General features: G+C 54.5%; 12 protein-coding genes and 1 pseudogene. 2 read left to right on the forward strand and 11 right to left on the reverse strand.

The features are described from left to right. The first annotated feature begins 243 nt into the window (after positions 1–243). Positions 244–486, forward strand: a complete 243-nt coding sequence (locus tag H6750_13060; protein MCB9775234.1) for a hypothetical protein — start codon at positions 244–246, stop codon at positions 484–486. A 39-nt stretch (positions 487–525) separates the two neighbouring features. Here the strand turns inward: H6750_13060 and H6750_13065 are convergent, their stop codons facing one another. The 9 genes and pseudogenes from H6750_13065 to H6750_13105 all read right to left on the reverse strand — a co-directional run bounded on the left by H6750_13065 (position 526) and on the right by H6750_13105 (position 12641). Further along, positions 526–3024 (reverse strand): plasma-membrane proton-efflux P-type ATPase, encoded by a 2499-nt coding sequence (locus H6750_13065; protein MCB9775235.1) that lies wholly within the window; start codon positions 3022–3024, stop codon positions 526–528. A gap of 46 nt (positions 3025–3070) precedes the next feature. Then, a pseudogene (locus H6750_13070) lies at positions 3071–3432 on the reverse strand (STAS/SEC14 domain-containing protein). 94 nt (positions 3433–3526) lie between these two features. Continuing rightward, entirely contained in the window at positions 3527–3682 is a 156-nt protein-coding gene (locus H6750_13075) for an STAS/SEC14 domain-containing protein (GenBank protein ID MCB9775236.1), read from the reverse strand. A gap of 348 nt (positions 3683–4030) precedes the next feature. Next, positions 4031–5149, reverse strand: a complete 1119-nt coding sequence (locus H6750_13080; protein ID MCB9775237.1) for a bile acid:sodium symporter — start codon at positions 5147–5149, stop codon at positions 4031–4033. Between the two features lie 153 nt (positions 5150–5302). Next, on the reverse strand, positions 5303–6946 hold the full coding sequence (locus tag H6750_13085; GenBank protein MCB9775238.1) for an acetolactate synthase large subunit: 1644 nt from the start codon (positions 6944–6946) through the stop codon (positions 5303–5305). 39 nt (positions 6947–6985) lie between these two features. After that, a complete protein-coding gene (gene glgP / locus H6750_13090) occupies positions 6986–9532 on the reverse strand; it encodes an alpha-glucan family phosphorylase (protein ID MCB9775239.1) in 2547 nt (848 codons plus the stop codon). Between the two features lie 179 nt (positions 9533–9711). Next, entirely contained in the window at positions 9712–11376 is a 1665-nt protein-coding gene (gene pgi, locus H6750_13095; GenBank protein ID MCB9775240.1) for a glucose-6-phosphate isomerase, read from the reverse strand. Further along, on the reverse strand, positions 11364–12464 hold the full coding sequence (gene tal / locus H6750_13100) for a transaldolase (GenBank protein ID MCB9775241.1): 1101 nt from the start codon (positions 12462–12464) through the stop codon (positions 11364–11366). Before tal ends, pgi begins: the two co-directional genes overlap by 13 nt. Before the next feature lie 9 nt (positions 12465–12473). Further along, the gene (locus H6750_13105; protein ID MCB9775242.1) at positions 12474–12641 is read right to left on the reverse strand and encodes a hypothetical protein; all 168 of its coding nucleotides are present in this window, start codon (positions 12639–12641) and stop codon (positions 12474–12476) included. An 847-nt stretch (positions 12642–13488) separates the two neighbouring features. On the opposite strand from H6750_13105, the gene H6750_13110 reads away from it, so the two are divergent. Next, complete coding sequence (locus tag H6750_13110; protein MCB9775243.1) at positions 13489–13647, forward strand: hypothetical protein; 159 nt, start codon at positions 13489–13491, stop codon at positions 13645–13647. A gap of 224 nt (positions 13648–13871) precedes the next feature. Here the strand turns inward: H6750_13110 and H6750_13115 are convergent, their stop codons facing one another. Both H6750_13115 and H6750_13120 read right to left on the reverse strand, forming a co-directional pair. Further along, the gene (locus H6750_13115; protein MCB9775244.1) at positions 13872–14240 is read right to left on the reverse strand and encodes a hypothetical protein; all 369 of its coding nucleotides are present in this window, start codon (positions 14238–14240) and stop codon (positions 13872–13874) included. A 579-nt stretch (positions 14241–14819) separates the two neighbouring features. Beyond that, positions 14820–15515 carry an HAD family hydrolase gene (locus H6750_13120; GenBank protein MCB9775245.1) on the reverse strand — a complete coding sequence of 232 codons (696 nt, stop codon included), beginning with the start codon at positions 15513–15515 and terminating at the stop codon, positions 14820–14822. Between the last annotated feature and the right edge of the window lie 197 nt (positions 15516–15712).

A 15712-nucleotide genomic window follows, 5' to 3' on the forward strand; every position in this document is an offset into this window, starting at 1 on the left:
TGCACGGTGTAAGTATCTATATGATCCGGACTGCTATTCAAACGCAGTCCTTACAATTAAAAAGTTGGACCATCACCTTGCAACTTGCCAGATACCCCTGCAGCAACTTTCGCTTGGCGCGGTGGATATTACCTTGTCCGTCGCCGCGTTATGTCGTGTATTGCCTCCGAATGTGGAGATCCGTTTCCCCGCGTTTATCGGCCTCTACGTCTATGCCGCGACCATAGGAGTGTTGAGCCCTATATGCTGGGGGGACTTGGTGTCTTCGAAGTACTCATGCTCTTTGCGTTGTCGTTTACAGTGAGTCAACAAAAAGAATACCTTTGCAGTATTTCGGGAAATCCCACGACATTGATGTGTTCTACGACGATCCTCTGGTGGTGCAGCGGCTCTGGTCTGGCACTGCAAACATGCCTGTGCGACGAAAAACAGAAGGACTATCGCGTCGTCCCGCCTATTTATTATGAATCTCACGTTCCGCTTTAACCCAGCCCTCATCAGCATGGCCTTCGCTGCTCATAAAGTTCATAGGTCAACGGGGCGATCCCGGGGTGTCACATCGATTGGTTTTCTGCCCAGTAGGGGCGAGGCAGCCGGATCGAATACCCGATAGGCCAGTAATTTTACTCGGTCGTTCAGGAGGAACCATACCAGTGCGTAGCCCCAAACGAAGAGCGCCCAGCCCCAGCCAAGGGGCGTCATGAGCAACCCATACACGGCAATCAGCGTCGCCACGATTTGCGTGCCGAGCACGGCTACCCATAAAATCCGGGCAGGACGGATGGACCAGAATGGGCCGCGCGTGCGTGTGACGAAGATTGTCAGATGTCCCGCTACGGACAACTTCAGGTAAAGCAGCGATCGTATGAAGTCACGGTCCAGGTCAAAAACGCGTTCGCCGAGATAAAACAGCCCGAACGATGCCACCACGCCCGTCACCCCCAGCACCGTCGCGATTCCAAGCACCATGCGGATGTTCCAGGTCTCGGGCTTGTCCTTGTGGTGCACGTTGTCATAGGCAATGGACAGAATGGCGCCGTCGTTCAGTAATGCCAGCATCACGATCATCACCGCCGTGACCGGATAGAAGTTGAATATCAGGATGGAGAGTGTCATGAGCAACAGGACACGAATCGTTTCGGTAATCCGATAGATGGCGTAGCTATTCATCCGTTGAAAAATTTTCCGGCTTTCCTTGATCGCGTCGACAATAACGGACAGGCCGGGCGTCATGAGCACGATGGATGCCGCGGCGCGCGCGGCGTCCGTCGCGCCAGACACGGCAATACCGCAGTCGGCTTTTTTCAGCGCGGGAGCATCATTGACCCCATCTCCCGTCATGCCGACGATGTGGCCGCGTTGCTGCAGGACATCCACGATGTGAAACTTGTGTTCCGGAAACACCTGGGCAAAACCGTCTGCTTTTTCAATAGATTCGGCCAACGGTCCCGTTTCGTGATGTTTGGTGTCACCGAAGCCGCCGGCATCGAGGATGTTCGTCCCTAATCCCAATTTTGCGGCGGTTTCTCGGGCGATGGCCAGGGCATCGCCTGTTACCATCTTGACGCTCACGCCCATCTGCCGGGCCGTGGCAATGGTAGCTTGTGCCTGCTCCCGGGGCGGATCAAATAATGGCAATACGCCGAGAAACTGCCATGGGCCTTCCTGATCAGCTCGGGCTACACCAAGGGAACGGAATCCGCGAGCTGCGAATTCATTGACCGCTTGGTCGACGGCAGGCGCCACCTGTGCGGAATTGGACGCTAAGGCCAGGATCACCTGCGGCGCGCCCTTGGTCACCTTGAAGGCCTTTCCATCCGCACTTTTGACGGTGGCCTCTGTGCGTTTGTGCACCGGGTCAAACGGCTGAAAATGCATCACCTGATAGCTATTCAAGTCCTGATTGTTTTTCAGGCCGCCCAGTACGGCCAGGTCGATCGTATCCTTATTCTCCGGACGTGAGGCCAGCGCGGCGTTGAGGATGACTTGATCGACGGGGATATCGTTGACACAGAAGGGATCACCAAGCGTCAGCTTGTTCTGCGTCAGCGTGCCGGTTTTGTCCGAGCACAGCACGTCTACACCGGCCAATTCCTCGATGGCCGCCAATCGGGTCACGATTGCCTCTTGTTTCGCCAGCAGGCGTGCACCAACAGCCATGGTCACCGATAACACCGTCGGCATCGCCACTGGAATTGCGGCCACGGTCAACACCAGGGCAAATTGCAGCGTGGTGAGGATGGGGTCATCCCGGAAGAGCGCGACCGTAATGATCACGGCCACCAGGCTGACCGCAAGGATGATCAGATAATTACCGATTTTCAGCACCGCGCGTTGAAAGTGACTGACCGTATGGGCCTCCTGCACCAGTTGCGCTGTTTTTCCGAAGTACGTGTTCCGACCGGTCCCATAGACCAGTGCGTCGCTTTCACCCTGGCGGACAATGGACCCCGAAAACACTGCCTCGCCAGGGTTGCGCTCGGCGGGCAATGACTCGCCTGTTAATGCAGACTGATCCACTTCAACCGGATCTCCTGCCAGCAGGCGGGCATCCGCCGGCACAATGTCGCCCAGACGAATGCGGATCACGTCGCCAGGCACCAACTCCCGCGCTGCCTGGGTGGACCAATTCCCATCTCGTTTCACTCTGGCCGTGTTTGCCAGCTTGGCCTTCAGGGCGGCGATAGCGTTGCCAGCCTGGTGTTCTTCCCAGAATCCGACTACAGCGTTCGTCAGAAGCAGAACCAGGATAATGAAAAAATCCGGCCAATGCCGTGCCACTGCCGAGAGAATCACTGCCGCTTCGATCATCCACGGAATGGGACCCCAAAAATAACTCAGGAATTTCAGAAACGGATTGATGGCCTTTTCCTCAATCTCATTGGGTCCATAATGGGCCAGTCGCTTTTGTGCCTCCGCCTGACTGAGACCCCCCGGCGACGACTTCAATTTCTTCTCCACTTCCGGCAGGGGCAATGTTTTCAGATCATCCTTCCCATTGGCCTGATCGTTGTTAGGTTTCATCATAGAAGTGCCTCCTGTGTTGCGATGACTCCCTTTCACATCGCGGCTACGCTTCCTCCAACCACTGTCCTGCCTTAACGGCGTCGGCGTGATCCAAGTATCGAGGACCGGCGCTTTCGTGAATGGCTTGCAGAACGTCGCCATGTTGTGCTGTTATTTTTCCGCGACCATGGCCAATCGCTCAATGTTGGCGGCGTGTTCGACCTCGAACTTGAAGCCTTCCCATGCCGCACCGGTTTCTCAGCTGTGAAAGTTAGCCATATCGAACAACCCGCCCAATTTTCCATGCTGCCGGACGAGTCGACCAATTGCGGGCACAAATTCCTCATAATCCGTGCTGACCTGCTTTTCGCTGACATGAACGGCGTGCACCCTTCCGTCTTTTTCTGTTTCGAGGTAAATGGCCATAGGGAATTTCTTTTGTTCATGTCTGGTTTGTGATCTTTGCAGGTTCAAGCCGGTGGATTTATCGACATGAGCGTAATTTTTGAGTTCAGAAAACTCAAAGGACTGTTTCGGCATTGACGGGGGTGGCCATGGCTCTAAGCCATCGCCATGCGGCTTCATATTCGGCTTCAGGAATGTGTTTGACCTCCCCATGCACGAGATAGTTAACGATTTTTGACGATTCAGTCAGAAGGCGACTCTTACCCACCATGGCTAATCGTGTGATTTTTCAATGAGGGTGCTCAATACCCCGCATATGAGTGAGAAAGGCTTCCAAATTCGCCCAGGCTGGACAGGTTTTGGCATGGATCATCACTCCGGGTAATTTGCTATGCATCGCGTTGAAGGGATCGATCTCTCGGGCCCCGCCCTCAAAATCAGCCGATTCGAACGGACCGTCGGGATGCCATCAGGTCGAAGTAGTTGGTGGGCGAGCATTGGTTTTCCTCCTGTTATTAAGGCTTTGGTTGCCGTTCTCTTCCTGAAGCATGAGATTGAGAACCCGTTGACGGATTGGCTTACGCTGGCATTGTACAGATGTTTTTTTCTTCGGAAAGGGCTATGGCCTAACTTGGCCGCCACTTCCGGCAGGCTCTGCTTTTCCAACCCTCTCAGTAAACAGAAATTGATTGACGCTTCCAGCCACCAGGTGCTGAATTAAGTTGTACATAATGATCGGCAACATCACTTGAGGATGGTCAGCCAGAGCCATGGCCGCAAGAACCAGCCCTGTTCCGTTATTGTTCATCCCCAAGCCAAACATGAGTGCCGTCCGTTGGCCTGAGTCGATTTGCAAAATCAGGGCAAGCATCCACCCAAAGAAAAAGGCCAGACTGCATAGACTGATCGCAATGAACCACATCACAGACAGGAAATCCATATCCGGATGTGAGATAGCCTTTGGTAAGGCAACGGAAGCGTTGGAATAGATCAACAGAAGTAAGACAATCGCATTCATCAGCTTAAGATACGGTTTGGTGGCCACCATTCGGTTCCGGCTCAGGAAAACCCGGAGGAGGATTCCCGCCCCAGAGGGAAAGATGACGCAGATGGCCAGAAACATCCCCGTCCCATGGGTGGCCAATTCATGCAGATCTTCGGAATAATCGCCGGTGGTAATCGCGCCGACGGCATGCAAGATCGACGGAGTTGTGAGGGGACTGAGAAATGTTGTTGCGAGAACAAGGCCCAAACTAATGGTCATGTTGCCATTGGCATTCTGGGTCCATGCTGTGGACGATCCCGCGATCGGCATTGAGGCGATCAGGGCTAGGCCAACCAGAATGTTTTGGGTCTCATCTAAATTGTGCCAGAATCCCATCACACGGCTGACCAGGAAGATGAATCCGAGTGGGACCAGCAAATTGGCTGCTACCCCAACCACCAGTATTTTCAGGTTTTGAGGGAGCTCTCGTAATCCTGCTAACTCGACGCCCATGCCGGCGTTAAATAGAAGGAACGCCAGCATGAGCATAGGAAGAGAGACGAGGGTTTGCTCTTGAAAGGCCTCGATCTGGCCCAGGGTGACATGGCGAATCCACAATCCCCACGCAGGCCACAGCCCTGCGATGACGTACCCGCCAAGGAGAAACCAGATGAAACGTTGATGGACGAATCGTGCGAATGAAATAATGAGATTCACATCGTCCTCAATCTGGAAGCCGGATACCTGACTCAATAATTCTTTAAATTTTCCTCACAATCGGCGGAGCTGGGACGCTGACGCGTTAGGAGGCTAGCACCTTATTCCCCAAAAGGTTTGTCTTAACGGCAGAGGTGAGGGGTAAGTCATCGCTTTGGGAAAGGACTTGCCTGGAACGCGACGGTGTGTTCATCGCTGACCCTCAGGCATTGAGGGGAGATTGCCGAGTCTTTGGGTGAGGAGTAAATTTTCAGATGCATCGACCGGGCAGTCAATGATTGAAAGGGAATTGGAACTCAATGCTTTTCGCAGCACGGGGGCCAGTTCATCTGCCGATGTGATGCGATATCCTGTCGCACCAAAGCTTTCCGCGTATTTGACGATATCCATATTGTGAAATTCCACGTATGTCGATCTGCCGAATTGCTGCATTTGTTTCCACCGGATCAGGCCGAGACCGCCATCGTTGAAGATGAGCACTACAAAGGGGGTAGCCATGCGTACGGCGGTCTCCAATTCCTGCGAGTTCATCAGAAACCCTCCGTCACCGGTGACCGCCACGACCCGGCGGTCTGGGTGTGCCAATTTGGCTGCCACCGCGCCGGGCAGGGCAATGCCCATGGCGGCGAACCCGTTCGAGATGATGCAGGTGTTGGGAAGAAAGCATGGGAAGAGGCGCCCGAGCCAGACTTTGTGCGCCCCAACATCCGAGATCACGATATCATCGTGGGCCAGCGACGCACGCAGATCCGCAAGAATTCTTTGCGGTTTGAGGGGAAATGACCTGTCCTGACCGCCCTGTGCCAACTCATCACTGAGCATTTGGCGAAATCGTGAGGCGCGCGTCGCGGCGGGCACGTGGCCTCGATCCGTCAGTGCATCAAGTGACGAAGTGATCGTACCCACTACCCCGACCTCGACGATGTACGACGCGTCAACCTCAGCGGGCGACATGTCCACGTGCACAATTTTCTTGTCGCGATTGGGGTTCCATGCATGGGGCGCATATTCCACGATGTCATATCCAATCGCGATTACGACGTCGGCTTCCAGGAATTCGCAGTTCACATAGTCCATGGTCTCCAGTCCAATGGCACCGAGCGCGAGCGGGTGGGTATCGGGAATGGTGCCTTTGGCCATAAAGGTTGTGGCAACCGGAATGTTCAGCTTTTCAGCAAAGCGTACCAGGGCTTCGGAGGCATGTCCCCGAATGACGCCATTGCCCGCCAGCACGATCGGATGTCTGGCCTCCCTAATGATGCGTCGGGCCTTGTCGAGTTGTTCGAGGGCGGCCCCCCCGGGATGAACCCATTGCACGAGCAGGGGTTGGCCCTCGGTTTCCATCGAAGCGATGTCTTCGGGGATTTCGATGTGTGTGGCGCCGGGTTTTTCGGACTGAGCCAGCTTAAAGGCCTTCCGAACAACTTCGGGAATGATGTCGGGTATGGGCAAGGTGGCATTCCACTTGGTCACCGGACGAAACAGTGAAACGATGTCAAGGTGCTGATGGGATTCCTTATGCAGCCGGTCCTGGTCGGCCTGGCCCGTCAGGGCGACGACGGGCGCTCGATCCATGGTGGCATCGGCCACGCCGCTGATAAGATTCGTTGCGCCCGGCCCCAACGTGGAGAGACACACGCCGGCTTTGCCGGTCAGCCGGCCGTACACATCGGCCATGAACGCTGCGCCCTGCTCATGGCGGGTCATGACGAAGCAGATGGAAGAGCCGATCAGCGCATCGAGGAGATCCATATTCTCCTCGCCCGGCACACCGAAGATATATTTCACGTCTTCGTTTTCCAAGCATTGTACGATAAGTTTGGCGGCTTTCATGCGTGCTTTCCGGATTCAATATCCTTAAAAATTTTTTGATTAATGGTGCCAGAGAATGTGAGCCTCTTCCAGAGGAATCGCAACCCCGTCGCAGTGCGGAATCACACGCGCCGTATAATCCGTTGCCGGGCGATTCGCAGGCACTGCTGCGCGGAAAACATGCCCCCCTACCGATCCGGGCAGTTGCCGGATGTTACTCATCTTCTGCCGGTGTGGACCGTCATCGTTGATACCGTCGGCATACAGTTCGACTCGCGCGGCATCTAGATCCAGATCGTCGAGATAGACCTGCACCTCAAAAATATGTTCTTCCCCCTGAGTCTCCACCTTCACGTCACCGAAGCGTAGCGCGGACCATTCATGTTCCAATGCCTGCCGCCACTTCAGTATCCGTTGGCCGGCAGCGCCATTTTCGGCGGCGCGTGCCCGATAGGCAGCTGCGGCCGGGAGATATCGTTGCTCGGTGTATTCGCGCACCGTGCGGTTTGCGGAGAAACGCGGGGTCAACCGCGCCATGCTCTCCCGCATCCGGTTGATCCATGCTTGGGGAATGCCGTTCTCGTCCCTGGTATAAAATTCTGGGATCACCTTCAGTTCGAGCAAATCATACAGCCCGTCGGCTTCAACCGCATCCCATGCCGGATTGTCGCCGTGCTCTTGTCCATCGCCTAAAGCCCACCCCACTTCCGGTGTGTAGGCTTCCGCCCACCACCCGTCCAACACCGAGAGATTGAGTCCTCCATTGACCAACACCTTCATGCCGCTGGTTCCGCTTGCCTCCCAGGGGCGCCGTGGCGTGTTAATCCACACATCCACTCCCTGCACCAGCCGCTCGGTTAACAGCATGTCATAGTCGCTTAGAAAGATGATGTGGGGGCGGATCTCCGGCTGGCGGATGAACCTGATCCATTCATGGATCAAGGCCTGTCCTGCCCGGTCCTCAGGATGGGCTTTGCCAGCTATGATAAGCTGGACGGGGCGTTCCGGATTCGTCAGCAGGCTGTGCAAGCGTTGGGGGTTGTGCAGGAGCAGGTTTGGTCTCTTATAGGTTGCGAAGCGCCGCGCAAAGCCCAATGTCAACGAGTTGGGGTCAAAGAGATACTTCGCCGCTTCAATTGCTTCAGGCGATTCGCCTGAAGCGGCCAATTGCCTCGACAATCGCTCACGTGCATATGTCACAAGAGCCTGACTGGCGGCGATGCGAAATTGCCAAATGGTGGCGTCAGAGACCCGGCGCATGTCTTCCTCAAGGGTATCCGTCGTCCCCAGCCACCGCTCCTTTCCACAGATTTTCGTCCACAGTTCATCAGCCGGGGCTGAGTCCCATGTCGGCATGTGGACTCCGTTCGTTACATGTCCGACCGGTACTTCGTCTTCTGGCCAATGCGGAAAGAGCGGCGCAAAGAGATGCCGACTCACTTTTCCATGCAAACGACTGACGCCATTCACCGCGCCGCTCCCTCGAATAGCCAGATAGGCCATGTTGAACGGTTCAGATGTGTCATGCGGGTTTTGACGGCCCAAGGCCAGCAGGTCATGAAGCGGAATTTTGAGCTTTTCCTTGGCATACCCATCGAGATATTGTTCAATGAGTGCCGGACTGAATCGGTCGAAGCCTGCGGCAACCGCGGTATGGGTGGTGAACAGGTTTCCTGCCCTGGTCACGGTCAGGGCCATGTCGAAGGGCTGCCCGGTCTCCTGCATAAAACTGCGGGCGCGTTCCAAGACCGCAAATGCCGCATGGCCTTCATTCAGATGACAGACTTCCGGTTGAATGCCCAGCGCCTTCAACAGGCGCCATCCCCCGATTCCGAGCAGCAATTCCTGCTGGAGGCGCAACTCCGGACCGCCCCCATACAGCTCGCTGGCAATTCCTCGATGAGCCGGAAAGTTCGCCGCATCATTGCTGTCCAGCAGATAGAGCTTCACCCGGCCGATCTGGACCTGCCACGCGCGCAGCCAGATCGAGTATGCGGGTAAGGCGATCTCCAACCGCAACCATTCTCCATTTGATTGGCGCAAAGGGGTGATCGGCAACTGTCCGGGATCGTTGTAGGGGAAGAGGGCTTGTTGCGTCCCATTTTGATCGATCACCTGGCGAAAATACCCTTGTTGGTAGAGAAGTCCCACGCCCACCACCGGCACGCCCAGATCGCTGGCGGCTTTGAGTTGATCGCCGGCGACATTACCGAGTCCACCCGAATAGATGGGCAAGGCTTCGCTCACCATGAATTCCATGCTGAAATAGGCGGCGCAGGTCAGAGCCGTTTGCGAGTAATGCTGCTGAAACCAGGCGGGGGACTCTACTGCCTGCTGCCTGGTCTGTACCAGGCTATCAATGGTTTTTCGAAAACCGGAATCCGCCAGCACCTGTTTAATCCGGTCGTGCGAAACGGTCTGCAGGACAACCCAGGGGTTGTGTGTGATGTCCCATAATTCGGGATCAAGCTGTCGCCAGACTTCATCGGTCGCATGATTCCATGACGAGCGCATATCCAGGGCCAACTCGGTGAGGGAATTGAAACCCTCGATTTCCTTGGGGAGAAAATTATCGAGGGGGTTGCTGCCACGGATTGGTTGGCTCATGCTGGCTCCTTCAGCGGTGGCTCGCAGGAAATGGCCGGTTGCCCGGGAGAAGTCGGCAATGCACTCTGAAAGATCGGGAGAGCGGCTGGTTGCCCTGCGAGGGAACATACTGTTGCATGACTGACCATACAGCTACGATGTTCGCATGTGGGGATATTCCAATAATGCGCCACACTCATTCATGGAGCACTTTTCCGGAAGTGGCGGTAGCGACGGATCAGCGCGTTGGTGGAGCTGTCATGCTTGAGCTGTGGCTCACCCGGTCTTTCCAGTTCTGCAAGCCCCCGTTTTACCAGTACCTTGCCCAGTTCAACGCCCCATTGGTCGAATGAATCGATTTCCCAGACTGACCCCTGCGTGAAGACCCTATGCTCGTAAAAGGCGATCAATGCCCCCAGCGTTTCCGGCGTCAGACGCTCGGCGAGAAGAGTATTGGTCGGGCGATTGCCGTCAAACACATGGTGCGGCACCAGCCGCCTCGGCATGCCGTCGGCTTTGACTTCCTCGGCGGTCTTCCCGAAAGCCAACGCCTCAGTCTGTGCAAACAGATTCGCCATCAGCATATCGTGCTGATGGCCGATCGAATTCAAGGTTTGGGAAAACCCGATACAATCGCAGGGGATTAACTTTGTTCCCTGTTGGATCAGTTGGTAGAAGGAGTGTTGGCCGTTGGTGCCGGGTTCGCCCCAATAAATGGGGGCCGTCTGATACCCGACGCCCGCGCCTCCGAGCGTGACGTGCTTGCCATTGCTCTCCATCGTCAACTGCTGAAGATAGGCCGGGAAGCGCTTGAGATAGGGGTGGTAGGGTAAGACAGCGACCGTCTCTGCCTTAAAGAAATTGTTATACCAGATTGTGAGGAGTCCCATGATGACGGGCAGATTGCGGTCGAAGGGAGCCCTGCGGAAATGTTCATCCATCGCGTGAAAGCCTCCGAGCATCGCACGGAAGTGATCGAGGCCGGCGGCGAGCATGGTCGAGAGGCCGATCGCAGAATCCATCGAATATCTCCCGCCGACCCAGTCCCAGAACTCGAACATGTTTGCCGTGTCGATCCCAAACTTTGACACTTCCTTGTCGTTGGTCGACACGGCGATAAAGTGCTTGCGCACGGCTTGCTCGTGTCCGATCTGGCCCACACTCCACGCGCGTGCGGTATAGGCGTTCGTCAGGGTTTCCAGCGTCGTGAACGTCTTCGAACAGATGATGAAGAGGGTCTCTTCCGGGTTGAGGTTGCGCGTGGTTTCGGCGAAGTCGTTGCCGTCTACATTCGAGATGAAGTGGAATGTCATGTCGCGATGGCTGTAATGACGCAGCGCTTCGTAGGCCATCACCGGACCGAGGTCGGCACCGCCGATGCCGATATTGACCACGTGGCGTATCCGTTTGCCGGTGTATCCGCGCCATTGGCCGTTGCGGATCTGGCGTGAGAATTCCGTTATACGGTCCAGAACCCCATGTACCTCAGAGACGTTATTGACCCCCTTGACGAGAATCCGTTTGGTCTCAGGCACGCGCAGAGCCGTGTGTAGGACGGCGCGCCTTTCTGCCACATTGATCTCCTCACCGGAGAACATGGCAGCGATTCGCTCACGCAGCCCGCAGTCTCCGGCAGGTTGAAGGAGAAGGCCTATCGTTTCATCGGTGATGCGATTTTTTGAATAGTCAAGGTATATGCCAGCGGCTTCGGTGGTCAGTCGCTCCCCCCGATGGGGATCGTCGGAAAAAAGCTGGCGCAAATGCGGACTGCGGATCGTTTTATAGTGCGCGGCCAGGGCTTTCCATAGGGGTCGCCTGGTCAGCACCGGTCGGGCCGTGTGAGTGGTCGATTTCACGCGGCCCATGCTGATGCGACCTTTGTTATCGTGGAAAATTTTGCGGAAATTTGGTTCATCAGATCGTGCCAGGACTTGGCAAAGGCTGCCGTTCCTTCGCGCTGGAGGTCTCGGGCCAGTGTCTCATAATCGATGCCGGCGCCGGCAAATTCCGCCAGTACCGCCTCAGCGTCGCCACCGTGGACGCGGAGGACATTACTTACCCTCCCATGACCGGCAAAGGCGAGGAGAGTCTTTTCCGGCATCGTGTTGATGGTATCCGGGGCTGCCAGAGCCTCGACGTACAGAACGTTCGGGGCTGCCGGATCCTTGGTCCCCGTACTGGCCCAGAGCAGTCGTTGTGGGCATGCTCCGGCTGCAACAAGATTTTGCCAGCGTTTGTCTGCCAATAGATCGCGATAGGCTTTGTAGGTGCCCATGGCGATGGCCATGCCAAGACGGTTGCGCAACGAAGCCGGCCCCCTGTTCTTGACCGCCACGTCCCAGCGACTGACAAAGATTGATGCCACCGACTGGATTTTTGGGTCGAGCCCTGTGGCGATTCGCCGCCCAATGGCGCACATATACGCTTCGGCCGCCGCGATATACTGCTCATGCGAGAACAGCAGTGTGACATTGACGGGCACGCCCGCAAAGATCGATTCCTCGATCGCGGGAAGGTCTGCGATCGTACCAGGAATCCTGATGAATAGATTAGGGCATTGGGCGCGCGCATGCAGTTGTGCTGCCGCCGTGATGGTGGCCGCTGTGTCGTCCGCGAGCAAAGGAGAGACCTCCAACGACACCCACCCGTCGAGGCTACCGGTGGCATCGTGGACCGGCCGAAACAGATCGGCCGCTTGTACCAAATCTTCCATGGCGAGTTCGAAGAACAAGTCTTCGCCCGATTTGCCGGCGAATGCTTTCTGGCGGATGGCGTCAGCATAATGGGCTCCTTCTTTGATCGCGTGATCGAAAATCGTAGGATTAGAGGTGAGCCCCGTCACCGCAAATTCATTGATGCAGCGGCTGAGGGTGCCGCTGGTCAGCAACTCCCGTGTGATGTTGTCGAGCCAGAGGCTTTGCCCAAGGTCGTAAAATTGTTGTGTCGCGTTCATTGTTTCTCCTTACCGCAATGTGGGGGGCGGTGGGGCCTCCTCGCGGGCGGCGATATTCCCGGATTCGAATGCGTCTCGGCTCTGATGTGGAAAGCCTGTCGTCAATCGATTATCCGAAGCATCTTTTTTCGTCGCCAGAATGCGTAGATTGTTGTCACCAGGATGTAATGACGACATAAGTGCTGCTCCATGTCTTGGAGCATCTGCTCCTTGTGCACATCAATCAGCATACGGCTCAAGAGACCATCCCACAGTTCCGATCGTTGGATTCTACCTGGCGGAATATCACATTGCCTCTCGCAGGGTCACAAAGATGTTGAGCGTACAAGGAAATAAATGCTCTGCAAACTAATGGCTCGTGAGATAAAGAATTGGCACAGCACCTTTTTTTAAGATTGGGCATGCTGCTAATCGAGATGCATAGGATATGCCAGGAAGAGTGGGGTTGTCGCCCTCTGACGGTTCAGCCCAGAGAGGATATTGATTCCAAACAAAAACGGCAATCACGTTCATTCGCCTTTACTGGAAGGAGAATCTAAGGGTTAGTAGGTGAATGGATTTACATGGATGAAAGCAAGCTTGTCCTAATTTGGGACCAACCCTTCAATGGGGGTGTGACGAAATTCCACGTTTTTTAAATATCTTTTCGATAACCTCTGAAATGATTTCCTCCCTATGAGTGACTTCGCACCTATGCATGGTGCGCTACCGCTCATTGAGAGCCCCTTTTGTCATCTTATCCTGGCTGTCCTCACCATTCTCAGGAGCCAGATGGAGGGACTTCAAAAAAACGCGTGCATATTTGCCACGCCTATCCCGGTTAAGACGTGCCTTTCAACTGCGGGACCGCAAACAGCGTGAGGGTTACAGCCCACCCAGTGGTCGGCTGAGCCCTCCGGGCAATGAGAACACCATAATTTCTTTAAATGAGATTAGCTGATTCGGTTGTTCCTGAAGGATTTCTGGATAGCGTTGGCAAGTGTTTTTCGAATTGAATTGGCCGGATAGCTGTTGGATCACTTTCATGGGGGCTCTTATCCGTATGGCCGCTATCGACCATGCCGCTCAAGGTGAGGAGACCATATGTAACCCGTTCGCGGATGGGCTCACCCGTGATACCGGTATCCGCTTCCGGCAAATTCTTTACGTGTATTTCGGCCACTCGCTTCCCCACTTACATTAATGATTGGATTATGAGGGATCTAACAGAAAAAGTTGCATCTTTTGGGAAGGGCTTCGATTTTTTTCCCGTGCATCCTCAGGAGTCTGGATTATTTCAACCTTGGCCAAGCTAAAGGGCATATGGGAACACTGCCCTACCTTTGTTTTGTGTGGTGGTCTGGCAGGACCTCACTCTGAAGCCTTGGTGTCTTGCCATCACACCGCCAAATTTTCTCCCTCTCAATATTAATGTGGTTTTTTCTTGGCGCCTTTTTTGGCACTTTGGGCGGAACTTCCCTTTCCTTGCAATTCCTCGGCTGCCATCGCCGCGCCGCCGCCCTTAGTTTTGTTGACGTTTTTTTCGAGTTCGGCGTGGCCTTTCTTTACAGCCTTTTCATGTTTCATTCCCGTTAAGGCATCACTGTGGTCACCTGGTCCGCTTCCACCGGGGAGGGCGGCTTCTCCAGAAGGTGAGCTTCGTTGAATGTGATCAGGTACGTTACTTTTAGGGGTTTTCGAGGTCCCGGGCTCACCGCCAACCATCTCGGCAAATGCTCCTGTTCCAAGTAGAAGACTGATACCGACAACACCAACCATAATTTTCATAACGTTCATCACGAACCTCCTTGAGAATGAAATGGATTTGTCTGTTAGATCCTGCCCATCCCCATTCTTCCCGGTTTCTTGACCGGCGGGACACTATCAGTAGGATGGGCGATGTCCGGAATACCTCTCCCGAATTTGGTCCCGACATACACATTCTTTACTTCATTTCCACTAATAAGTTCTATTCATTGTGGCGCCTCTTTTTTAGGGGATGGTAGAGGATCGGACTTCACTGCAAATTTGGAAATGATTTTTTGCTCCTTCTAACCATTGGGATAGAGGCATAATGCGTGTTGAGCCTATGCCCTTTTGTGAAGCGGCGGACCCACGTGCAGAAAATTATTGATTGATATAAGAAAAATTTCCGTAGTTTTTAGGCCGATCTAGATGCAAAGGAACTATGAACGCGTATGATTGTAAGTAGGTGAATACCTACAAGGAATATTCAGAACAATTAAATCAGTGTAGAGCGAATTGTCCGAATATAGGATGTGCAGATTCAGGAGTGCGTGAAGGATGTTGAACGTTTTTGGGGTATTGCCGAATCGAGCCGGTATGACAGCTTTTGGATGGCCTTTATGGCATCTCCTATTCTGTAGGGCGGGTGTCGACTATGCCGAGCAAGGCGGGGAGATCATATTTGACCAGTTCGCCGATGCGCTCAACCGTAAGGTCAGCCGGGGGATAGGCCGTGAGATTTTTTTGATCCAGCGCGTAATGGCCCTGGCGGGGAGAGATCGTTGTCAGGCGATCTCCCCAGACCTGTTTCATGGCTCTTAGAATGCGAAGCTTGTCGTCTATCATGACGTAATGTCGAGCTGGATAACGTCGCTCGACGTCGGCGAGCATGTGTTCCTTGTGCAGGTAAATCAACACCCGACCCTTGACCGCATCCCACAATCCCGACCGTTGGATCTTGCGCGGCTGAAAGACCACATCACCATCCGAGAGGATGACCGTCCGGCCCCGATGGTCAAGATGGGCCAGAAGGTCGAGCGCGCCAGGATAAAGGCGTTCGGCGAATGGATAGTCAACCAGAAATGAAGACATCATCAGCAAGCGCGGGTCATTCATGGTTTCAACACGGTAGCGTTGCAAAGCCCCCAGATAGTCTGCGTAACCGAGTTCCTTTCTCAACGTCTCAAAAATGTCCCAGTATCGATCCCGGTTTTTCCCCCCAAACTCTTGCGCGAGATGATGGCTTAGGTCAGAGCCGATGTGGTCGTTATCCAATAGGGTATTATCCACATCCAATAGGAAGACCACTTCCTCCGAGACAGTCATGCTTGTATCCTTTCCGGCATGGGATATCTCAACCTTCATCTGTCTCGATGAGCGCCTCTGACTTTGGTAACTTCTTTCTTTGTCAAGGAGATCGTACAATTCCTCTTCAGGATCTGTCCAACTTTCCAGAGCCAGGGAGGTACCACATTCAGGGATGACACAGATCGAGAAGTGTCGATGTGTCGGCAATATTTCCA

It is taken from the genome of Nitrospiraceae bacterium (assembly GCA_020632595.1).
GTDB lineage: Bacteria > Nitrospirota > Nitrospiria > Nitrospirales > UBA8639 > Nitrospira_E.